The sequence below is a fragment of the Salinivibrio costicola subsp. alcaliphilus genome (genome assembly GCF_001996185.1).
Lineage (GTDB): Bacteria > Pseudomonadota > Gammaproteobacteria > Enterobacterales > Vibrionaceae > Salinivibrio > Salinivibrio costicola.
In genome coordinates this window covers 54,444-77,829 of sequence record NZ_MUFR01000013.1, presented here as the reverse complement: position 1 = coordinate 77,829, position 23,386 = coordinate 54,444, and the positions used below count along the sequence as shown (strand labels likewise).

Below are 23,386 nucleotides of genomic sequence, written 5' to 3'. Positions count from 1 at the left end.
TCACTCAATAAGCGCGCTCTTATCTTAACGCGTGGTATTGCTGTGATACCACGCGTTGTCGCACCTATTGTCACGCTCAGAATGACAAGCTCTAAATAGCAAGCCCTGAATAACAAGCCCTGAATAATAAAGCTTGAATAACAAAGCTTACGATGACAACGCCGAGGCAATCGCCTCCAAACTGCTAGGGTCATCAATGGTCGAGGGGACCTGATACGACTCGCCATCCGCCATTTGGCGAATAATACGGCGCAAGATTTTACCTGAGCGTGTTTTGGGTAACTTATCGACGATAACTGCTTGTTTAAAGCAAGCAATTGCGCCAATTCTGTCACGCACACGCTGCACCAATTCCCGTTCTATCTCGCCACTCACTGAGACAAAGCCGTCTTTCAGCACCACTAAGCCGAGCGGCAATTGGCCTTTAAGCTCATCGTGCATGCCCACCACCGCACATTCGGCGACCGCTTCATGGCTGCCTAACACCTCTTCCATTTCGCCGGTCGATAAACGGTGACCTGCGACGTTAATCACATCGTCAATCCGTCCCATCACAAACACGTAGCCATCTTCATCCATGTAACCCCCATCACCAGACACATAATAGCCGGGGAACTGGCTGAGATAGCCGGCTTCAAAGCGATCGTGGTTACGCCACACCGTGGGCAGGCAGCTAGGCGGCAGGGGCCGTTTTATCGCAATATATCCTTGTTGGTTTGGCGCCGCCAGTTCGCCCATTTCATCAAGGATCTGCACTTGATAGCCAGGGCTTGGCATGGTTGCCGAGCCGGGCTTGGTCGCAAAGCAAGTTAACCCCAATGGATTACCCGCAATCGCCCAGCCAGTTTCAGTTTGCCACCAGTGATCAACCACGGGTCGCTGGGTCTTTTCTTCCACCCATTCCAATGTCGGTGGATCAAGCCGTTCGCCCGCCATAAACACGGTACGTAAAGATGTCATCGGATAGCGCGCAAGGTGATCACCGTTTGGATCTTGTTTTTTAATCGCCCGAAAGGCGGTAGGCGCCGAGAATAAGATGCTGACGTTATATGTATCAACCACGCGCCAAAAGGCACCCGCATCCGGTGTACCGACGGGCTTGCCCTCAAACATCACCGTGGTGCAGCCATGTAGCAAAGGAGCATACACAATATACGAGTGCCCCACCACCCAACCGACATCCGACGCGGCCCAAAACACCTCGCCGGGTTTAACGTTGTAAATCGCGCTCATGCTGTACTTCATCGCCACGGCATGACCGCCATTGTCACGTACCACGCCTTTGGGTTTGCCGGTAGTGCCAGAGGTGTAGAGGATATACAAAGGATCCGTGGCATTGACGGGCACCGGTGCTGCAGGCTTTGCTTCAGCCAATAATGCTGCCCAGTCGGCATCACGCGGATTGTCTAAATTGGCACGACACATCGCACGTTGATAGACCACCACATGGTCGGGTTTGTAGCGGCTGTCCATGATGGCTTGATCAACCATCGGCTTATACGCCAAGGTTTTCTCGCCTTCAATCCCGCATGAGGCGGTGAGCACCGCTTTGGGCTCCGCATCTTCAATTCGTACCGCCAGCTCGTTCGGGGCAAAGCCACCAAACACCACCGAATGAATAGCACCAAGCCGTGCGCAAGCGAGCATCGCTACGGTTGCTTCTGGGATCATGGGCATATAAATCACCACGCGATCCCCTTTTTCAACCCCTAGCCCTGCCAGCATGCCCGCCACTTTCGCCACATAGTCACGCAGCGCCGCATAAGTGTAGGTGGTTTTTTTATCGGTAACCGGTGAGTCGTAAATCAGCGCGGTTTGCTCGCCCCGGCCTTGTTCGACATGGGCATCGAGTGCCATATATGCCGTGTTCATGGTGCCATCGGCAAACCAGCGCTCAATGCCATTATCGTCTTTGCTAAGAATGGTTTGTGGAAAGGTAAACCAATCGAGCTGCTTGGCCTGTGCCTGCCAAAATCCCTCGGGGTCACGACTGGCCCAATCCGCATGGTGTTGGTAACTTGCTTCTTGCATAAGCGGCTCCTTATCGCCCACCCTTGGCAGGCGATACGTTTGCAAGCAATGGATTCATTCCGCGTGCTTAGTTAATCACAAACAACGACATAAATTCGTGCACCGGGGTTTTCTCCAGCGCCGCCTGATCGCTACACAAGGCAACGATTTTTTCACTCTGTGCGCGTGGGAAACGGGTCGCCAAGTTGGTGCGGAATTTTTGCTCCAGCACGGGGATCCCTTCTTCGCGACGACGGCGATGACCAATCGGATATTCCACTGCGACTTGTTCAGTGTGGCTGCCATCGGTAAAGAAGATTTGAATCGCATTGGCAATCGAGCGCTTGTCGGCTTCTAGGTATTCCGCGCTATAGCGTGGGTCTTCTTTGATCACCATTTTTTGCCGTAGCGCGTCAATACGCGGGTCGGCGTAATGGAAAGCATCTTCATAATGCTCAGCCACCAGATTGCCGTATAACAGCGGCACCGCCACCATATATTGCAGGCAGTGGTCACGGTCGGCCGGGTTGGCCAACTCCCCTTCTTTAGAAATGATGCGAATGGCCGATTCATGGGTGGTGATTTCAATACGTTCAATCTCGTCAGCCCGGTCTTTAACCTGTGCATGCAAGGTAACGGCCGCTTCCACCGCGGTTTGAGCATGAAACTCAGCAGGGAAGGAAATCTTAAACAGCACGTTTTCCATCACGTAACTGGCAAAGTCTTGTTTGATACTAAAGGGATTACCGTTAAACAACACATCGTAATAGCCCCATTTGGGCGCGCTGAGTACCGACGGCATTCCCATTTCGCCTTTCATGGTGATCATCGCCAGACGCACCGCGCGGGAGGTGGCATCGCCCGCCGCCCACGATTTGCGTGAACCGGCGTTCGGCGCATGGCGGTAGGTGCGCAGTGCACAACCATCTACCCACGCTTGTGAAACGGCATCAATGATCTGGTCACGATTACCGCCCAGCATTTTGGTGACCACCGCCGTCGACGCCACGCGCACCAATAAAACGTGATCGAGCCCGACGCGGTTAAAGCTATTTTCAAGAGCAAGCACGCCTTGGATCTCATGCGCTTTGATCATCGCAGTCAGCACATCGCGCATGGTAAGCGGCGGTTTGCCTTCGGACACGGCCACACGGCTTAAATAATCGGCAGTGGCCAAAATTCCACCTAGGTTATCGGACGGATGGCCCCACTCGGCGGCGAGCCAAGTATCGTTAAAATCCAGCCAGCGAATAATACAACCGATGTTAAACGCGGCAGTGACCGGATCAAGCTCATGAGAGGTGCCCGGCACACGCGCACCATGTTGCACTGTAGTACCCGGCACCAGTGGACCCAGGTGTTTGGTGCATTCAGGGAAACGTAGCGCCAGCAAGCCACAGCCAAGGGTGTCCATCAAACAGTTGCGTGCGGTGTTGTAGGCTTCTGCCGAGGCAATCGGCGTGCTATCGACATAGTCAGCAATTTGCACCAATAAGGCATCGGGGTCGGGGCGCTGGTTCAGTTCTACGTTGTTGCTCATGGTCAATTCCTTCTGTAATTTCAATCGGGTGAATGCGCGCCGATTAGGGGCGCTGATCGATAGATAGCCAATCTTGGTGTTCAGGGCCGTCGTAATCGGCACTTGGACGAATAATGCGGTTATTGGCGCGCTGCTCAAACACATGCGCCGCCCAGCCCGTTACTCGGCTCATCACAAAAATCGGGGTAAACAATTTGGTCGGGATCCCCATAAAGTGGTAGGCCGACGCATGATAAAAATCGGCATTGGGGAACAAGCCTTTTTCGCGCTTCATCACTTGCTCAACCCGCTCAGACACGTCATAAAGCCAAGCGTCTGGTGCGTTTTCGGCAAGCTGTTTCGACCAATGTTTGATAAGGGCATTGCGGGGATCTGACTCACGGTAAATTGCATGGCCAAAGCCCATCACCTTGTCTTTATTGGCGAGCATTTGCATTAATCCAGCTTCGGCTTCGTCAGGCGACCGCCACTGTTCCAGCATCGCCATTGCCGCTTCGTTGGCACCGCCATGTAATGGACCGCGCAAACTGCCGATAGCCGCGGTAATGCAAGAGTGCAAATCGGACAAGGTGGACGCGCACACACGGGCGGTAAAGGTCGAAGCATTGAACTCATGCTCGGCATACAGCACCAGCGAGCAATGCATCACAGATTCATGCAGTGGCGACGGCGTTTCATCGGTCAGCATTTTCAGGAAGTAACCGCCAATGCTTTTCACCTCTGGCTGATAGGTATCGACTCGCACGCCATCATGCGAATAGCGATACCAATAGCAGATAATGGCCGGTAACATCGCCAACAGCGTATCGGTTTTATCCGCTTGCTCACTAAAGTCGGTTTCTTGATCCAAATTACCCAGCATCGAGCAGCCAGTACGCATCACATCCATGGGATGCGCATTGGCCGGGATCCGTTCCAACACCGCTTTTAAGGCGTCAGGCAGTCCCCGCTTGCCAACCAAGGTTTCGGTGTAGTCAGCCAGTGCTTGGCGATTGGGGAGTTGGCCTTTGAGTAGCAGGTACGCCACTTCCTCAAATTGGGCGTGATTGGCTAAATCGGTAATGTCATAACCACGGTAGGTTAATCCAGTGCCGGTTTGCCCGACCGTACACAAGGCGGTGGTGCCGGCACTTTGGCCACGCAGGCCTGCGCCAGAGGTTGGTTTCTCGTTAGGTGCGACGGCGACATTTGTCATGATTGGCTCCTTTCCTTTGATGCCATCAGATTCAACCGCTGCATGAATCCGTGAACGTGATGATAATTCCAGTGGTGTAACCGACGTTTTCACACCGTTGGTGTGCGTCTGTGATCACTCTTTGCCAAATAGGCGATCCAATTGCTGTTCGTAGGCGTGATACCCCAAGAAGTCATAGAGCGCATCACGGGTTTGCATGGCGTCGACCACGTTTTTCTGGTGACCATCCTCCAGCAGGTGTTGATACACATTGAGGGCGGCTTGGTTCATAGCACGAAATGCAGAGAGCGGATACAACACCATGCTGACCCCCACGCTCGCTAGTTCTTGACTGGTAAACAGTGGGGTTTGACCAAACTCGGTGATATTCGCCAGCACCGGCACCTTTACTTGCTCGACAAAGGCTTGGTACTGCTCGAGCGTTTGCATGGCTTCGGGGAAAATCATGTCCGCACCCGCTTCTACGTACGCCCTGGCGCGGGCGACGGCACTGTCCATGCCTTCCACCGCCAACGCATCGGTGCGCGCCATGATCACAAACTCAGGGTCGGTGCGCGCGTCCACCGCCGCTTTAATGCGGTCGACCATTTCAGCTTGGCTGACAATTTCTTTGTTGGGACGATGACCGCAGCGCTTTTGCGCCACTTGATCTTCCATATGCACCGCACCCGCGCCGGCACGCTCCATTTCACGAATAGTGCGAGCAATATTGAGCGCGCCGCCAAAACCGGTATCAATATCCACCAGCAAGGGCACGTCGGTCGCTGCGGTGATCCGGCGAACATCTTCCAACACATCGTTGAGAGTCGTGATCCCCAAATCCGGTAAGCCGTAAGAGGCGTTAGCAATCCCGCCTCCGGATAGATAAATGGCTTGATGCCCCACCCGCTCTGCCATCATGGCGCAATAGGGGTTAATTGTGCCGACGACTTGCAGCGGAATATTGCTGCTCACCGCTTGGCGAAAACGCGCACCTGCACTCATAGTATTCTCCTTGTAAATTCGTGGCTTAGCGGGGATCGCCGCCGCACTATTTTTAATTCGTCAGTGACTATTCAATCTGCTATTTGCTATTCAATCTGCTATTCGCTGTTCAATCAGTTGGCGGCTGCGCTGAATGTGACGACGCATCAGCATTTCCGCCAGCTCGGCATCGCGCTCGCGAATTGCCGCCAAAATTTGCATGTGCTCTTGCAGCGCTTGCTGGGGGCGAGAATGCGCCCGGGGCGATTGAAAGCGGTACATACGCAGCAAGTGGTATAACTCACCACATAACAGGTTGATCAGTTTCTGGTTATGGCTGGCTTTGATGATGCAATAATGAAAATCAAAGTCGCCTTGTTGATGAAAGTAGGCCGCCCCCTCCACCCGCTCGATATAGGCATGGTGGGTGGCGAGCACCTCACTTAACTGATCGATCTCGGCATCGGTGATGTGCGCGCACGCCAGTCTTGCCGCCATGCCCTCTAAGGCTTCTCGCACTGCGTAGATCTCGGCTAATTGGCGATGTGTCAGCGTCACCACTCTCGCGCCCACATGAGGCACCCGCTCTACCAGTCCTAAGGCTTCGACCCGCATCATCGCCTCGCGCAGTGGACCTCGGCTGACGCCAAACGCGGCGGCTAATCCCGCTTCCGATACCTTGGTGCCTGCTGGATAGGTGCCGCTCACTATCGCCTCGATAAGCTGCTCGGTCAGGCTGGCTGACTTGGTGGGCTCACGTGACTCAGCCGGAGTCGATTGCGTGTGTTGGTCGAGAGCCTGGTCATTTGTCGACAATAAAGACATAAATACCGCCTAAAAACTTTAATACAGCCAGAATATAATAAGATTGTAGACAATGTAGATTAGACTTTGGTCTGTAGCGCCGTATTTTTGTCGTGATCTCGCCCACAACGTAAATGATAATGTACGCATTGATTTGTTATTCACTTGTTATCAAACGGATGTTTGACTCGACCTCATTGAAAAGCAGCGTATTGTGTAGCGGTCGTTTTTATAGGGATAGAACGCAAGTATGGATAGAAATCATTCCAAGCGTGAAAACGCATTGGCGCTACTCATTGGTAGTAGTCTGGTGTCACTTGGCATCTTCTTTTTCAACCAAGTAGGCCTACTCACCGGCGGTACCGCTGGGCTGGCACTCTTTTTACAACGTGTCACCGACTTTAGTTTTGGTGAGCTTTTCTTCGTGATCAACCTACCTTTCTATTGGCTCGCTTACACCCAAATGGGTAAACGCTTCACCTTAAGTACCTTGGTCGCCGTCAGCATTGTGTCTTTCTGTGCTGATCACTTACATCACGTGCTCACCATTCAAAGTATTCATCCCGTCTATGCCGCTTTGATTGGCGGTGGCCTCATTGGTATGGGCATGCTGGTGATGTTTCGGCATCAATGCAGTTTGGGCGGGTTTAACACCCTAGCGCTGTTCTTACAGCAACGATTCGGCATCCGCGCCGGGAAAGTGCAAATGGCGCTAGATTGCTCGATTGTGGTGTTGTCACTGATGGTCGTTGAACCATGGCTAATTGCCTTATCTGTCGCCGCGGCGATTACCACTAACCTCGTGCTGGCGATGAATCACAAGCCTGGGCGCTATCAGGTCCAGCCGGGATAGGCGCATACCCCTTATATCGGTGCAGTCGGATCCGCTGCACCGATCATCTTTTCTCGCCAAGCTACATTTTTTCTCGCCAAGCTACATTTTTTCTCGCCAAGCTACACTCTTAAACCAAATACGAATCACTCTTACAATTGGTTATATCACGTGGTAAATTCTTCTTTTTAGGCGCCAACTCAAAGGAGTGCTGATGAGCGCAGCTAACCCTACCGTTGATGCATTACCATTACCCGCCACAGTGACACTGCCCTCTTTTCCGCCAGCCCTGGGCTTATCTATGGTGCCTGATGCGGTGAAAGGCGTTTCGCTCCGTAAGCAGCTCACCACCTCGCAAGGGCTGGCGCATTGTTTTTCTGCAGTGAACGCCACCTATGGCGATGCGGATAGCCGTGCCCAAGGTACCCTTTTTATCGGGGCTTATGCCTATGAGTTTCTGCTGCCGGTGCTGGCAAGCTGGCTACAGGGCGGGCAGTTCCCATCACTGGACTTGGATAATTGGCAGGTGAAATACGAACCTACCCGCGTCACTAAACCCAATGGCCAAGAGCTTGTTTATCACAAGCCGCATTTTTATCTCAGCGCCCTTGAGGGATGGAGACGGCAAGATCACCAGGACTGGCGAGTGATTTTGCATGGTGCTTTATTGCATCACTTTTCGCCCATCGTCGATGCGATTGCCGAGCAAAGTGGTATGCGTGAGGGGCCACTATGGAAAGTGATCGCGGATTCAATCTGTATTGCTTTCTTAATGGTAGGGAAGCATCGCGATTGTGAGCAGGCCGCGCGTGAAGCCGCGCTGTCGATCGTCCATCAACGCGGCACCCCGCTTTATAGCAAGCGCAGTGGTTTTCACGATGTCACCGTCTACGATCCGAACGACACCCAAACCGTGCTGCAAACCCATAGCTTCCGTTTGCGCGGCGGCTGTTGCCGGATCTTTACTGTCGATGATCACAGCTATTGCTCAACTTGCTGTTTTTTAAAACCGGACGAACAAGCTAAACGGCTCGCTGAAGTCGCGTGTCAACGTGAAGGCGTAGCGCTGGACTCGCAGCCTCGCTAATTGAGCGCCACATCGACCCAAACAAGGCGGTGATCTGAGTGGGCACGCGCGTGTTCTTGGCCGTTTTTATCACAAATCAGTGGGTAGTCGGCATCATCAGGGGCAGGCCAAAATACGCCGGAGACTAACACCGCCAGCTCTCGCGAAGGCAAGACATAATCGAGGCGCAGCCCGCCGTTATGGGTAGCGATTGACCGCCCTTTGCCATCGATAAAGCGAAACGCGTGAGACTGGGCCGCCTCACTTTTTGGCACCTGCGCACCAGTGGCGACATCAGGGTGCACACGCGGATGGTTAAGCAAGGCACCAATGGCTTGTTTATCCCCATCGCCGTAGCTCGGGTCCGCATTTAAATCGCCAATCACCACAAAAGGTATCTCGGAAGAAAGCCCGCCGTGGACGCCCTTGTCGTCCACCAGCCAATCCGCGTTATCCAAAAGGCCAATTAGTTGGTGAATTTCATCACTGTTGCGCCGCCAATTACGCTTTTCAGGCCCATCAAACACCGGCGGCGTGGGGTGACACGCTACCAAGCGTATCTGCTGATCACCGATACTGATCGGCACAGAGACCAGGTTTTTCGAAGCTAAACGTAGCTTTTTTTTCGCCGCTTCGGTGTAGTAGTCAGACGGAATTTGATGGTGAGGCAGCTGATGCCACGCAAAGTGTTGCCAAGTGCAAATCGCGGTGTCTTCAATGGGGTAACGCGATATGATCACAAAGCCAAACTGACCATGATAGTCGCCAAAGCCATGACACTGCTGAGCATCCGTTAAACGTGGATGCGCGCTGACCGGCACCGTGAGTTTTAAACCCGTGTTGGTGGCAGGCAAATAGCGATACGGATAATCAATCGGGGGGTCGCCGTCTTGCGATTTAGCTAAGTGGCGCTCACAAAATGCGGCCAGTGCACCATCATCGCCACCATCGCCTGGGTGATCAAATTCACACAGCACCACCACATCAGGTCGCACGCGCTGTAAGGTGGCCGCGAGGTTTTTAATTTGCCGACTCGGCGTTGGTGCCTGCATCTGCGATTTAATGTCGCCAGCCTTGCGCCCTGCCAAAGACAGGTTAAATTGCGCAAACCTCAGGGTTGATGGTGCTGTCATGATAGCCTACTCGTGCGCTGAAAAGCCGACTATTTTAACAGGCTCTCAAGGGCACGACGAATTTGTAATGCATCTTCGACGGCACGATGGGGGGCGGGTCCCAATGCTTTCATTTCGCGACTAAAATCACGTCGGTCGAGATCACTGTGCTTTTTTAGCCACTGGTTTACCTCCATTAACGTAAATGAAGGACGCATATAGCAGGCTTTATAAAGCCGCCCCATCCAAAATAGGTCCCACTGGCTGTCGCACAATACATGCTCAAACGGTGCGAGCGTTTGGTTAAGGTGCTGACATACTGCCAATACACTGGTGCCTTCTGTGGCTAATGTCTTTTGCGAGATACCATGAATACGGGATTCAGCTTCGCGGTCCCAGTGATGCCAATGGCCACTGGCGGTGGAGGGATCAATTAAAAAACTTTGACTATCGCCATTTGGCAATACGTATCCTACCTCAATCGGATAAGACATTAACGACAAACCGGATGCTTCAAAATCCAGTGTCACCCACATACGCGTACTCCTTGCTCATAAACTCTCCTGTATAACGAGGCGCTTCCCTTGCCTAGTTAGTTAACTGTAGCCTTTTTGTTGTCACTTCGATGGACTGTCGCGCCACTTTTGCGTGCTTGATTAACAACTGGCTGTAAAAACACACTTCATTTCATGTGCTTGGAGAGTTTTTATTGATAATGTGATAACTCTAACAGCCTATGTTCGGCGTTTGTCAGGTGTACGCTATAATTCGATGCAAGATTGGCGTAGGCTTCAATACACTGTTCATTCGCAGTTTGGCGTTAATCGCCTTGTTTTAGATGGAATCGATTATGAAACAAACGTCTCGCACCATGCTTGCACGCAAACACGTCGCGTTAGTGGCACATGATCACTATAAAGATGCCTTGAGCGACTGGGTAAAAGAAAATAAAGAAATACTGAGCCAGCACGCGCTTTATGCCACCGGCACCACGGGCCACATCCTTGCAAGAGAAACGGGGCTAAAAATAACACCTTTGATGAGCGGCCCAATGGGCGGGGATCAGCAACTCGGGGCGATGATTTCTGAACAAAAAATCGATGTGATGATTTTCTTCTGGGATCCCCTCAATGCGGTCCCACACGATCCAGATGTTAAAGCGCTACTGCGCGTCGGTTCCGTATGGAATATTCCGATTGCCACCAACCGCTCAACCGCCCGCTTTATGATCACGTCGCCGCTATTCGGGCAGGATGTCGATATCCAAATTCCTGATTATCAAGCGTACTTAGACGAGCGTTTGTGATCTTTTTTCCCACACTGTCTGTCGATAACTAACGCCGTCTATGGCTAACAGTGTGGGAGACCGCCTCAAAGGTTTCCTTTCAGTTCCTCCACAAACGGAGAGGCATGGCCTTTTTGATGTACTAGCCACACTTGTTTTTGTGCGCGCGTCAGGGCGACATAACATAATCGCCGTTCTTCCGCGTGTTCAATTGGCTCTTCATTTTTCCCTAATAAGGCCTCATCGAGTGACAGCGAGCGTTGCTTGGCCGGAAACACTCCCTCATCCATGCCGAGAATAAACACATAGTGGGCTTCTTGCCCCTTGCTGGCGTGCGCGGTGGTATAGCGAAGGGCCAGTGATGGATAAGCTTTCTGCCAAGTTTCTAGATCGTTAGGGCATCGAGAGTGGGTGCGACCAATCAGCATCACAGTCACGGTTTGCGTCGTTTTGGCGTGCTTTTTGGCAAGGCTTGCCAGTGTCTTTTCTAACTTATCGTCAGTGATCACTTTAATCACTTTGGGCGTTTTCGCCGATGCTTTGTCGCGCGCGTAATCCAATTGCTTAGTGAGCTGTTTGGGGTTTTGGCAAATAAACTGCTGCGCAATATCCCCCAACGCTGCTGGATAGCGATAACAGGTGGTCAGCCAGCAAATTTCACTATCTCCAAAGCGCTGAGCAAAATCCGTGGTTAAACTGACATCGGCACCGGCAAAACGATAAATGGCTTGCCAATCATCCCCGACGGCATATAACGAGGCGCGTGGCGTTAAGATTTCACTGTCCGTTTTGCCGTGACACAAGGCCTCGAGCATCGCCAATCGTGCCGGCGAAATGTCTTGGTATTCATCGACCATCACAAACTGGATGGGCGTGGCGAATTTTCGCTGTTGGAACAACTTGGTCGCTTTTGCGATCAGTCCATCAAAATCAACGGCGTTCTCCGCTTTTAGTGCTTGTTTATAGGCTTGATACAACGGCCAAATCACCGCCAGTTCGTTTTTTAACCCGATCTGCTCCTCAAAACTTGCCAGTTTATCGGTCAGCGCACGCTTGGTGGTATTGGCTTGGATCACCCGGGAGAGACGCGACCAAACCCAGCTGTGCAACCGACTTTCATGGGCACACGCGGTGAGCTCGGCCTGATCATCAATCGGCAGTGCGTGCTGCTGATGCAGTTTTTCCCATGCTTTATGTGTGTTGGGCTGCTGCCACTGCTCGGCGAGTGCTTGAGTCAGCCAGGCGGCTTTGGCGGTCTCATCACTGGCCAGCGAGGAAATGATAGGGGCCTGCCCTTGGTGCTCAGCAAGTTGCTGGCGGGCAAAGCCATGAAAAGTGGTGACATTCACCTCATGGCCGGTTTTGGTCTTGATCCGAGTTTTAAGCTCAGTCGCGGCATCACGGCCAAAGGCAAGCAATAAAAGCTGCTCAGGCTTGGCTTGCCCACTTTCAATTAAGTAGGCAGCGCGTGCCACCAATACGCTGGTTTTGCCGCTACCGGGCCCCGCCACCACCAAGGTATGAGATTCATCGGTAAGCACAGCCTCACGCTGCGCCGGATTCAGTGGTGACGATTCAATCTGATCAAACCAGGTTTGCCACTGGTTGAGCATCGCCGCTTGCCATTGCTGATTACGGGTTTTCAGCCAATGGGTATCGCCTTGCAACACCGGCATCAACGTGGTGGCGACGCCTTCATCTAACTGGGAAAGGAAAGCAGCTGGGATCCCCTCGCTTTCTAGCGTATCCAATAACGTTTGCTGGGCAGTGCGTAATTGCGCCATGCGAACGTATCCTGGCGCGTTCACCAGCGCCTCATAGTCAGCCAGCAAGCTCGGTCGAATGAGCGCTAACTGTTTTTGATAGCGTGCGACATAGGCTTGATAACGCGCATGAATGGCTTTACCGGCCTGTTTAGCACGTCGCCAAGGCAGGCCAAACACATCAAATGGATAAGCATCTCCTTGCTCTGTGAAGCCAGTCAACGAGATGGTTCCCCAGAGTAGCCCACGCGAAATGGTGAGCTGTCCATTCCAGGCAGAAAAGGGAATATATTGACGATGGTGGCGAGATTCGAGCAGTAAGCCATCATTTTCTAGCTGTAAACTATAATGATCGCCATAAACAAGCCATTGTGCCCAGCGATTTGCAGAGAGTTTCATATCAATACGTTAGTCAGCCAATGAGGGATAGGCGCGGCCTTTAAAAGATGCTTGGCATGCTACTGCTCACCATCCTATAAATCAATTCAATCGCCCACAAAGCCTGTTCTCAGCGTCGATTCTCTTAAGGAATTGACCTACCGCAACCAAACGATAAAAGCGGTGCTTAAAGACGCATTCAGGGTTAGTTTCTCGGGCCGTTTCTGGTATCTTGCCAGCATTGTTGGCCGATAACGTTTATTTATGTCTTTTTCTCTGCCACGTTTTCCCACCGTGCCACTCACGTTGCGTGAGTATTGGGCCAATCACCGGATTAATGACAGCCTTCGTGTGCTGATTGCGCTGATGGGCGTTGCCTTGTATGCCAGTTATGCTGGACGTACCGATATTGTCACCCCGCTCGTCCTTGGCGTCATCGCCTCGGCACTGGCAGAAGTGGACGATCATTTTTGGGGCCGAGTACGCGCACTTGGCGTCACCTTGGTCTGTTTTACTGTGGCGGCGTTTTCCGTCGAGCTCTTATATGACACGCCATGGTTATTTGCTCTCGGCCTCACCGTGTCGAGTTTTGGTTTTATCATGTTAGGGGCCATTGGTGAACGCTACGGCACCATTGCGTTTGCGTCGTTACTGTTGGCGGTCTATACCATGCTAGGCATGGAGCAAGGCAGTGATATGTGGTTACAACCCATGATGCTGCTATCAGGGGCAGTCTGGTATGGCCTTTTGTCGCTGATATGGATTGTCATCTGGCCTCATCGTCCGGTACAGCATCGGCTCGCGGCGGTATTTCGCCAAACCGCGACCTATATGGAAACCAAATCGAACCTATTTCACCCTGTGACAGAATTGGTCCCCCAGCCGACCCGCATCGCCGCCGCGAACCGAAATGCCCAAGTCGTCGCCGCACTCAACCAAGCCAAGGCATCTTTGCTGGCCCGTGCACGACGGGGGCGATTGACTAAACGGCATCAAGCGTTGCTGCAAACCTATTTTATTGCCCAAGATATCCATGAACGTGTCAGCTCTTCGCACTATCGTTATCAAGATCTTGCCGCGCAGTTTTTCCATTCTGATATCTTGTTTCGCTTTGAGGCCTTGCTCAATGCCCAGGCCAGCGCCTGTCGCGATGTTGCACAAGCGTTATCGATCGGGGCGCGCTACCAGCACCCAAAAGCGGGTCAGCAAGCGTTACTGGCCATCCAGCAATCGATGCAATATTTATTGGCTGAGCAAACCCAAGATGCCTCGCGCATGGCCTTACTTCATCAGCTCGATTTTCTCTATAAAAACCTAGAGACCGTTGAGGAGCAGTTGGCGAGCCTTAGTGATTTAGCTGCCAATGATGGCACACAAGAAAGTGAACTGGCCGACCCCGATGCGCGCTCTCTGGGCGAAATGGTGTATCGGATCCGTCGTCAGATGACAGTCAAATCGCTACGTTTTCGCCATGCGGTGCGCCTCTCTTTGTCACTACTCGCCGGCTACGGGGTGATTCAAGGGCTATCGCTTGAACATGGGTTTTGGATCTTAATGACGATTCAATTCGTTTGTCAGACAAACTACTCGGCGACGCGAAACAAACTCAAAGAACGGATCCTAGGGACCGTGGGTGGTTTGCTATTAGGTGTGCCCGCTTTGTATTTGTTCCCCGATCCGAGCAGCCAGTTAGCGTTAATGGTGATCACGGGGGTACTCTTTTTCGCTTTTCGTACCGTGCAGTATACGCTCGCGACCCTGTTTATCACCCTGCTGGTACTCATGTGCTTTAGCCAATTTGGTCAGGGCTTTGCGGTTATCTTGCCACGGCTGGGAGATACCGTGATCGGCTGCCTGATTGCTGTCGCCGCCGTTCGTTACGTGCTCCCCGATTGGCAAGCGCACCGGTTGCGTGGGATCATGACCGAGGCGTTACAAGCCAATCGTGATTACCTTGCCCATGTGATCGCACAATATCGTGTCGGTAAACGCGATAATCTCGCCTACCGAATCGCACGTCGCCATGCACACAATGCCGATGCCGAGCTCACCACCGCCATCAGTAATATGTTGGTCGAGCCAGGACGCTATCGCACCAACATTGAAGAGACGTTCCGGTTTTTGTGTTTAAACAATGCGATGTTGAGCTATATTTCTGCGCTTGGGGCTCACCGCCGTCGCATGGACGATGAGGTTAATCATCAGAAAATGGCGCAACTGCATCGTGATATTCATCAATCACTCAATACGTTAACCGAACGACTCCGGCGCGAGCTGCCGACCGAGCAACCCACTCAAGTGGCATCAACCGGTGATAAAACCCTCTCCGGCGACCTGGCAGACACTCACCCAGACGTTGTGTATCACGACACCCCAGAGCCTAACGTCGCCGCTCATGATAGGGTCGATAACACACCGTTAAGCATGGTGCTGCAACAGTTAACATTAATTCAGCGTATGATCCCTGAGTTAAATATGCTCACTGCGACATTGCGTCAGCAAGCACTCAAACAAAGCCGGACTTAGCGCCTCCTCACACGCACGTGCCCAGCTATCGAGCCGTCGTTGGCTGGGCTTGCGGTTAAAACACTGACACTGACGCCTCAAGGTCAGCACTCTGTCAAATTACACTTATTTACGCGATCTACGGTTGAAAGCCTGACGTTGAAGACGGATATTAGATCCATGTCATCTGTTGAGTCTGGCAACTATACTTATCATTTAGCGGCTTGTTGTCGCCGCATAGCCCGCCTGGAGCATTTATGGCTATTCATGTAGGAATCATTGATTCGGATCCAGTCCGACTCGTTACCCCGGTTTTACATCAACAATTGCCTGTCAGTAAGTTGGTATTGATTGGTACGCTTGAACAAGATCTCGAGTTTGAGCGACTCACTCGTGTGTTAGCCCCGAAAGGCATTGAAACGGAGTTTTTTGAAATCTCGGATGATATCAATATCCGAGAAGTCAAAAGCCAAGTAAAGCGTCTTGCCGAACAGCTCACCCAATCTTCTGAAGACATTCTTTTTAATGCGAGCTGTGGCCTACGCCACCAATTATTGTCTGCTTACGAAGTGTTTAGAACCTATCAATGGCCCTGTTATGTGATTGAGCCCTACAGCGACGAATTGTGCTGGCTCTATCCCGACGGTCTTCCACAGCAACAGGTTGAAGATCATATTAGTTTGACCGAGTACATGACGATTTTTGGTGCCCGTTGCGCAGATCACGATGAAGAGGAAACCGGCTGTCTCACCAATGATATTTATCGGTTAGGAGAAAAATGGGCGAGCAATGCGTATGAATTAGGCCCAGGCTTAGCCACTTTAAATTACTTAGCGACCACTTGCCGAAAAGAACAGTGCCTGGATGTTGCATTGAGCGAAAAACAGCAAGGCTATCGCGAACTCGGGATGCTGCTCGACGATTTATCGGATGCGGGATTAGCGCACTACGAAAATGGTGTGCTCACTTTTAGCTGTGAGGAAGCCCGACGTTTTGCCAACGGAGAATGGCTGGAAAGCTACGTGCACCACACGGTCACTTCTATCCAAAAAGAATTACCGACCATCCAAGACAGTGCGCTTTCTATGCAGGTTTATCGCCAAATTGGCGAGCGAGAAGTCCGCAATGAGTTGGATGTCGCCATGGTGGTTAACAATAAGCTTCATATCATTGAGTGCAAGACAAAGGGCATGTCTAGCGACGGTGATGACACCCTGTATAAATTAGAGTCTTTGCGCGATTTACTGGGTGGCTTGCAAGCACGTGCGATGCTGGTCAGCTTTAGACCATTACGTCATCACGATATTACGCGGGGTACAGATCTGGGTTTAGCTTTGATCGGCCCTGACCAGCTGGCCAACTTACGCACCCATCTTTACGATTGGTTTATTGCCGCTGGCGGTACTATCGAAGTAAGAACAAGTTAATCGCTTACGCAAGGCGATACGACACGTTCGACAACCTTGTCGGCAATAAAAAACGCGGTGCTCATCAGGGCACCGCGTTCAAGGATAACGATATCGCGCTAGCTTATAGTAGCTTACGGGCCGCTTCCACCACCACTTTGATCGAACGTGCTTCCGTTTCTTTTAAGGTCGCGTGATCTGGGATTTCTTTTTGCGTACGGTTGATAATCACACCCGCGACACAACCAGCACGTAAGCCTGAGCTGGCACACATGGTCAGCAAAGTGGCCGATTCCATCTCAAAGTTCAACACACCCATCTCTTGCCATTCTTGCATCGAGCCTTGGAAACGACGCACAACGCGCCCGCTAAAGGTGTCATAACGCTCTTGGCCAGGGTAGAAGGTATCACTTGATGCGGTCACCCCTGTATGTACGGTAGCACCATCTTCATCAACGGCGGCTTTCATCGCGGTCGCAACATCAAAGTCAGGCACCGCTGGGAATTCCATCGGTGCAAAGTGAGTACTGGCACCGTCAAGACGTACAGAGCCGGTGGTCACGATCATATCACCGACGTTAATGTCAGGCTGGATAGCGCCTGTAGTACCAACACGCAAGAAGGTATTCACGCCCAATTGCGCCAATTCTTCTACCGCAATAGACGTTGACGGTCCACCAATGCCGGTTGAGCAAACCACCACGGATTTGCCATCTAGCCAACCGAGGTACAAGGTATATTCACGCTGTGAGGCGAGAAACGTTGGGTTTTCCATCAAGTTCGCGATTTTTTCAACGCGAGCAGGATCACCAGGAATGATGGCAGTGGTTGCGCCTTGTAGATCGGCTTTTGTGACGCCAAGGTGGAATACAGGGGTATCAGACATAATCAGTCTCCTCGCTGGATGCTATCATCAGCATTTAAAATAATGTAAGGCCTACCGAGGTAGGCCTGAACTCGTTATTGATTATGTGTTTAGGATACCCAAATCTGCTCCTTTTTATGTGACCATAATCGACATATTGCACTATCATCTCTTACAGATTTCAGGATTTAGAGATCGACATCACTTTATAAAGGTAAAAGCAGACATAGGGTGTCCTCATTTTTGGTCCTAATCACGCAACAGGCGTAATGCATTCAGTGTCACCAACGCTGTCGCCCCACTGTCTGCCAGTACAGCCACCCATAAACCGGTGATCCCTAACACACTGGTGACCAAAAACACCCCTTTTAGTCCTAGCGCAATCGTGATGTTTTGCCGCACATTGGCTTGCGTCGCGCGCGCGAGCTGAAGAACGCGAGGCAGCTCAATTAAACGATTATGGCTCAATGCTGCTTCGGCGGTTTCAAGCGCAACATCCGTCCCACTGCCCATCGCGACCCCCAACTGAGCGGCTTTCATTGCAGGAGCGTCATTAATGCCATCGCCAATCATGGCGATCCGATACTGACTCGCGAACGCTTCAACCGCCGCAACCTTGTCTTCAGGTAATAGTCCAGCACGATAATCAATCCCTAACTCGTCGGCAATTTCAGCAGCGGCTGTCGGGTTATCCCCTGTCAGCATCACAGGATGGATCCCCATCGCGCGGATCTGCTCAATCGCCTCACGTGCGTCCTCGCGCAATTTATCGCGCCAGCCAATCATGCCATAAGGGCGCTCATCGACCATCACTACCGCAACGGTGACTCCGCGTGCCGCGATCTGACTGGCCTGTTGATACTGCGCATGCTCGAGCGTGGCGTCCGAGAGTTTGTCGAGCGCAACCATCCGAACAAGCTGGCCGTCGACTGTCCCTTCTACGCCTCGGCCTGCATTGGCTTGAAGCCCTGTCGCATCGGGGATAGAAAGACCGCGTTCCGTGCTGTAGAGCACGAGTGATTTAGCCAATGGATGATGACTACCGCGTTCGATCGCTGTCGCCAGTTGCAACAGCGTGGTTTCATCGCCTTGCCACACGCAAACATCCGTGACCATGGGCTTACCTTCTGTCAGTGTGCCCGTTTTATCAAAGGATACTGCGTTGATACTTGCCAAGCTTTCTAGCGCCGCTCCCCCTTTAATTAACGCGCCTCGACGTGCTGCCGTGGCCAAGCCCGAGGTGATAGCCGCTGGTGTGGAAATCACCAGCGCACAGGGGCATGCAATCAATAATAGTGCTAGGCCACGGTATAACCACTCTTGCCAACTGGCCGCAAAAAAGAGGGGTGGAACGACAACCACTAACACGGCTACGCCAATCATCGTCGGGGTATACCAACGACTGAATCTATCGATAAAGCGTTCAATCGGTGCTTTTTTTGACTCGGCTTGCTCAATCAAATGCAGGATTCGGTCAATGGCGTTTTCACCTTGGGCAGAAGTCACCGTCAGTGTCACCGTTTTATCGGTGGCTAAACTGCCTGCCATCACGGTGTTGCCCGCTTCAATATCGACCGGAATCGACTCTCCCGTCAGGGCGCTTTGATCAAAACTCGCCACCATTTCCATCAACTTGCCATCCGCCGGCAAACGCTCACCGGCGCTAATCTCAATCACATCACCGGGCGTTAATGTGCTCGCCGCAACGGCTTCACGTTCACCGTTTTTGCCCACTCGCGTCACGGTTTCTGGCACTAACGCCATTAATGATTGAATACCGTCACGGGCACGCGTCGAGGCATAGCCTTCCAGCCGCTCGCCAATGAGAAACAGTACCAACACCATGGCCGCTTCCGTCGTTTCTCCTAGGTAGAGGGCTCCGAGTGCGGCAATACTCATCAGTGTTTCAATGGAAAACGGGGATCCCTGACGTGCCAGCCTGCCCGCTTTGAGTAAGATAGGCGTTAATCCGACCACGGTGGCGCCGGTAAATAACCAGTCTGACAGTGAGGGAGACCAATAATGCAGGCCCCAGGCGATGAGCATGCTGCCAATCAATCCAAACAGTAGTGCATCATCGCGCCACTTTTGCCAGCCAGAAGGCTCTATAGCGGGTTGATTTAATGCCAGCAGTGGAAAGCCCACTTTTTTGGCCGCGTACTGAATCGCCGCAAGCGTATCAGCGGGTGCATTGTGGGAGAGAGACACCCGTAACTTTTCAGTCGCAAACAGTACTGTCGCACTTTCAACACCCGGTGTGGCGTGAATCGCCTTCTCTAGTTTGGCGGCACAGCTTGGGCAGTCCATTCCCGTCACCGCCCATTCATGAGTCACAGAAGAGGAAAAGCGATGCCTGTCAGGATCGTCGTCACCCGCATTGCCCTCGCCATCTTGATGACTCGAACAGCAACTTGTTTCTTGGCATGTGTTTGTCACCGCCTCTGTGGACTGAGAAACGGTTTGGTGATGGGGTTGGTGACAATGGTGGTGTCCGCAGTGTTTACACATAATCGACTCCTTTGCTGGTCGTTGTGTTTATCATTTACGGACAGTATAAGGGTTGGAGCCCACTCCAGAGTCAAGGACGGATGTATCACTATAAAAACGCCCAGCCGTTGAATGGCTGGGCGTTAATTCTAATTACCGCGACATATCCGCAATGAGTTACTGAATCACAAAAATATATCCTTGCAGAATAATGAGATTCACGATGTCGATAAAGAACGCACCGACAATAGGAACGACCATAAAGGCTTGAGGCGCTGGCCCAAAGCGGTTAACGATCGAGCCCATGTTCATGACTGCCGTCGGTGTCGCCCCCAAGCCAAAACCACAGTGCCCACCGGCAATGACCGCACTGGTATAATCGCTTCCCATTAGCTTAAAGGTGACATAATAGCTAAACAACCCAATCACTACCGATTGAATCGCCAGAATAATCAGAAAGGGCACGGCTAAGTCGAGAATATTCCATAACTTCAGCGTCATTAAAGCCATCGCCAAGAATAGAGACAGAGAGACCGTCCCCACCATATCAACCGTTTCTGATTCAAGCTTGCGTAAATTAAACAGCTCTAACGTATTGGTGATGATCACACCCAAGAATAACGCATAAACAAAGTCAGGGATCATAAGCCACTGAATGTTGAACTGACTAACCCATTCAGATAAATGACTTGCACCTGTAATACACAATAACAAAATAAACAAGACTTCAATCACTTTTTTAGCAGTGACTTTATCTTCTTCATTTTCATTATATGTGACTAATTCAGGATATTTTTCGTGCGTTGTTGTCCCACGTCCATACTCAGATTCGAGTTGGTGTTTATTAATCAAACGCTGAGCAACAGGGCTACCAATAATCCCGCCAATAACGAGGCCAAGTGTGGCTGAGGCCATTGCGATCTCAAGCGTGCTTTGAATCCCATATTCATCGGTTAATATCTGTGCCCAGGCTGCGCCAGTACCATGGCCACCTGATAGCGTAATTGAACCGGCGACTAAGCCCATTAACGGATCAAGGCCTAGCAGCGAGGCAAAACTGACGCCAATCGCATTTTGAATGATAATATAGACAGACGCGATCGCTAAAAACCAGAAAACTTTTAGCCCACCTTTGACTAACTGTTTATAATTGGCTGCCAACCCAACGGTGGCAAAAAACATTAGCATAAAGGTGTTTTTTAACGGTAGATCAAATTTAAAGTTGATACCGTTATAATGTAAAACTGAAATCACACAAGCAATGATTAACCCCCCAACAATAGGTTCGGGAATATTAAACTTGCGTAATGCGGGAATTTTTGAATTAACGAAATGGCCTAGAAAAAGTACACCAATAGCAATCAAGAATGATTCTAGTGCACCAATTGAATTGAGTTGATACATATAACCTCTTTGTTTCTCTCACCTCGTCCTCCCTGATCGTCCAATTTAACCTTTGTTTCTACCTCATTTGATATTGTCGTAAAGTCAATGCTGGCCTCCACACCCACGATATTCCCGCATCCTGCTTATCGTATTCACTGCATGACAGGGGCTAACCTCTGTATCCGCACGGCAGGCCACCAGCTTGCCAATGGGCAGCACAATAGCAGAAAACCTTAAATCTGGCATCAAAAATCGCACGATCTATCACGATCATCGCTTTAGTTATTGAAATATCAATATTAAAAGGCAGGATAACAGCAGAGTATGCTGATTAAAAAATAGACGAAAAACGAGAGAGGGTGCTCAATCCAACCACCCTACTGACGGCTCAGTAGGGTGCGTGCGTATCGTTCTGTGGTCACACAGGGTGGGTTAAACATTCGCCCATCTGCATCCCAATGGCGCGCAGTATGTCACGACGCGTGATGATCCCAACTAATTTACCTTCATCGACGACCGGATACAGTTTAGGTTTGGTCGGTGCCATCATTTCGGCCAGTTTAATGATACTGTCTTCTGATTCCACCGCTAACGCGTTGGGCGTCATGCAATCTGAGACGGTGTGTGAGTCTTGACAGTGGTAGCTGTCTCGTAACAACTGCTGCAACATATCTTGCTCGGATATAAAGCCCACCAAACGCTTATTAGCATCAATGACTGGTCCTCCCGTTTGCTGGCTACGAAGTAACTTTTCGAGCGCACTAGACAACGGCATGTCCTGCGAGAATGTAACCGGTCGTTTGTTCATATAATCTTTGACTGTGATCGACTCCATGTCGCCTCCCCAAATCGTTATGACATTATCAGTCCGCCCTTTAAGTGTCGTCTAAGTTGGCGAAATGTCTAAATCACTTTCAACAATTTTTGTTATCGGGCAGACCAATCATCAACACGTTGGCATCTTCAGCTAGGCTACCATCCGAGTAGCGGATAGAGTTTTCCGGTTTTTACTGCTCGATGGGCGTTATTAATGGTGCCATCTTGCGCCCACTTCGTGATCACGGGCCGAATAATTGCCTGGGTGGTTTCCCAGTTTTGCCCTGGTTTTACGGCATCGAGATATAACAGCTGCAACAGTAGGCTATCGAGTCCAGTCAGTAACTGCTGCGAGCTCTGATCGTTAAAAATAGACGGATAGACTCGGTTATCGTCATTGGGTAACCCCATGACTTGCGTCAACTCTTCCACCACGCACGCCACCAGCTTACCTTTTGATCGGGCGAGATCGACGGGGATCACCACCGCCGCATACTGAATTACCCCGTGTCTATCCACTTTAATGTTGGCAGCACATATCGCGTTCTCTAATGGCGAGACATCGTCCGTCGCAAACTGTTTGCGTGCATCGTCTAAAAAACGTGCGTGATTAGTAAATACGATCGATAGATTGGCGCGTTCAGGCCTTTCGGTTGGGGTAAAGGCTACCCCAGTGATTGATTGCAAATGACTAAGATGGTACGCCACTAAATTATCATGTAGCTCACTGTTATTGATTGGATGGGCAATATGATACCGAATCGGCACTTGCCACTTTCGGATGCCCTGCTCCCCTTCAATATATTCGCTTTTCATTGCTATTCGGTAAAAAGCGTCAAGGATATAACCAGGCGATTGCCACGCCTGATCACTCGCCTCGGCCGGAACGGTCCATAAACATCCTATCAACATCAAAGCCAGCCATCCTCGGCGATACACAGCATCACTCCTTTGTTTTCATTACGTTATCCAG

The 23,386-nt window shown here is 51.2% G+C and carries 18 protein-coding genes; 5 read left to right on the top strand and 13 right to left on the bottom strand.

What is annotated here, in order from left to right; translation table 11 throughout:
- Positions 1–147 precede the first annotated feature (147 nt).
- The 5 genes from BZJ21_RS06300 to BZJ21_RS06280 all read right to left on the bottom strand — a co-directional run bounded on the left by BZJ21_RS06300 (position 148) and on the right by BZJ21_RS06280 (position 6,533).
- A complete protein-coding gene (locus tag BZJ21_RS06300; protein WP_269087437.1) occupies positions 148–2,052 on the bottom strand; it encodes a propionyl-CoA synthetase in 1,905 nt (634 codons plus the stop codon).
- A 46-nt stretch (positions 2,053–2,098) separates the two neighbouring features.
- Positions 2,099–3,550, bottom strand: a complete 1,452-nt coding sequence (locus BZJ21_RS06295) for a bifunctional 2-methylcitrate dehydratase/aconitate hydratase (protein ID WP_077669377.1) — start codon at positions 3,548–3,550, stop codon at positions 2,099–2,101.
- Between the two features lie 43 nt (positions 3,551–3,593).
- Positions 3,594–4,745 carry a bifunctional 2-methylcitrate synthase/citrate synthase gene (gene prpC / locus BZJ21_RS06290; protein WP_077661233.1) on the bottom strand — a complete coding sequence of 384 codons (1,152 nt, stop codon included), beginning with the start codon at positions 4,743–4,745 and terminating at the stop codon, positions 3,594–3,596.
- A 114-nt stretch (positions 4,746–4,859) separates the two neighbouring features.
- Entirely contained in the window at positions 4,860–5,729 is an 870-nt protein-coding gene (prpB, locus tag BZJ21_RS06285; protein ID WP_077661232.1) for a methylisocitrate lyase, read from the bottom strand.
- Positions 5,730–5,819: 90 nt separating this feature from the next.
- Complete coding sequence (locus BZJ21_RS06280) at positions 5,820–6,533, bottom strand: GntR family transcriptional regulator (RefSeq protein ID WP_077661231.1); 714 nt, start codon at positions 6,531–6,533, stop codon at positions 5,820–5,822.
- A 229-nt stretch (positions 6,534–6,762) separates the two neighbouring features.
- On the opposite strand from BZJ21_RS06280, the gene BZJ21_RS06275 reads away from it, so the two are divergent.
- Positions 6,763–7,365, top strand: coding sequence for a YitT family protein (locus tag BZJ21_RS06275; RefSeq protein ID WP_077461083.1), 603 nt, complete (start codon positions 6,763–6,765; stop codon positions 7,363–7,365).
- 193 nt (positions 7,366–7,558) lie between these two features.
- On the top strand, positions 7,559–8,431 hold the full coding sequence (locus BZJ21_RS06270) for a (2Fe-2S)-binding protein (RefSeq protein WP_077669376.1): 873 nt from the start codon (positions 7,559–7,561) through the stop codon (positions 8,429–8,431).
- Here BZJ21_RS06270 and BZJ21_RS06265 read toward each other — a convergent pair.
- Both BZJ21_RS06265 and BZJ21_RS06260 read right to left on the bottom strand, forming a co-directional pair.
- Positions 8,428–9,543 carry an endonuclease/exonuclease/phosphatase family protein gene (locus BZJ21_RS06265; RefSeq protein ID WP_101494556.1) on the bottom strand — a complete coding sequence of 372 codons (1,116 nt, stop codon included), beginning with the start codon at positions 9,541–9,543 and terminating at the stop codon, positions 8,428–8,430. The genes BZJ21_RS06270 and BZJ21_RS06265 overlap by 4 nt on opposite strands.
- A 29-nt stretch (positions 9,544–9,572) precedes the next feature.
- A complete protein-coding gene (locus BZJ21_RS06260) occupies positions 9,573–10,058 on the bottom strand; it encodes a hypothetical protein (RefSeq protein WP_077669375.1) in 486 nt (161 codons plus the stop codon).
- Positions 10,059–10,372: 314 nt separating this feature from the next.
- Between BZJ21_RS06260 and BZJ21_RS06255 the strand changes: the two genes are divergently transcribed.
- Entirely contained in the window at positions 10,373–10,828 is a 456-nt protein-coding gene (locus tag BZJ21_RS06255) for a methylglyoxal synthase (RefSeq protein WP_025744664.1), read from the top strand.
- Between the two features lie 65 nt (positions 10,829–10,893).
- Here the strand turns inward: BZJ21_RS06255 and helD are convergent, their stop codons facing one another.
- Complete coding sequence (gene helD, locus BZJ21_RS06250) at positions 10,894–12,969, bottom strand: DNA helicase IV (protein ID WP_077669374.1); 2,076 nt, start codon at positions 12,967–12,969, stop codon at positions 10,894–10,896.
- A gap of 243 nt (positions 12,970–13,212) precedes the next feature.
- Between helD and yccS the strand changes: the two genes are divergently transcribed.
- Both yccS and BZJ21_RS06240 read left to right on the top strand, forming a co-directional pair.
- The gene (gene yccS, locus BZJ21_RS06245) at positions 13,213–15,474 is read left to right on the top strand and encodes a YccS family putative transporter (protein ID WP_077669373.1); all 2,262 of its coding nucleotides are present in this window, start codon (positions 13,213–13,215) and stop codon (positions 15,472–15,474) included.
- A gap of 236 nt (positions 15,475–15,710) precedes the next feature.
- On the top strand, positions 15,711–16,880 hold the full coding sequence (locus BZJ21_RS06240) for a Card1-like endonuclease domain-containing protein (protein ID WP_077669372.1): 1,170 nt from the start codon (positions 15,711–15,713) through the stop codon (positions 16,878–16,880).
- 103 nt (positions 16,881–16,983) lie between these two features.
- On the opposite strand, the gene udp is transcribed toward BZJ21_RS06240, so the two are convergent.
- From udp to BZJ21_RS06215, 5 genes are all read right to left on the bottom strand, one after another.
- On the bottom strand, positions 16,984–17,745 hold the full coding sequence (gene udp / locus BZJ21_RS06235) for a uridine phosphorylase (protein WP_077461078.1): 762 nt from the start codon (positions 17,743–17,745) through the stop codon (positions 16,984–16,986).
- A 228-nt stretch (positions 17,746–17,973) separates the two neighbouring features.
- The gene (locus tag BZJ21_RS06230; protein ID WP_077669371.1) at positions 17,974–20,232 is read right to left on the bottom strand and encodes a zinc/cadmium/mercury/lead-transporting ATPase; all 2,259 of its coding nucleotides are present in this window, start codon (positions 20,230–20,232) and stop codon (positions 17,974–17,976) included.
- A gap of 156 nt (positions 20,233–20,388) precedes the next feature.
- Positions 20,389–21,615, bottom strand: coding sequence for a sodium/glutamate symporter (gene gltS, locus BZJ21_RS06225; protein WP_077461076.1), 1,227 nt, complete (start codon positions 21,613–21,615; stop codon positions 20,389–20,391).
- Positions 21,616–22,015: 400 nt separating this feature from the next.
- Positions 22,016–22,432: a CBS domain-containing protein gene (locus BZJ21_RS06220; protein ID WP_025744667.1), complete on the bottom strand. Its 417-nt coding sequence runs from the start codon at positions 22,430–22,432 to the stop codon at positions 22,016–22,018.
- A 137-nt stretch (positions 22,433–22,569) separates the two neighbouring features.
- Positions 22,570–23,325 carry a DUF2927 domain-containing protein gene (locus BZJ21_RS06215; protein WP_269087436.1) on the bottom strand — a complete coding sequence of 252 codons (756 nt, stop codon included), beginning with the start codon at positions 23,323–23,325 and terminating at the stop codon, positions 22,570–22,572.
- Positions 23,326–23,386 lie beyond the last annotated feature (61 nt).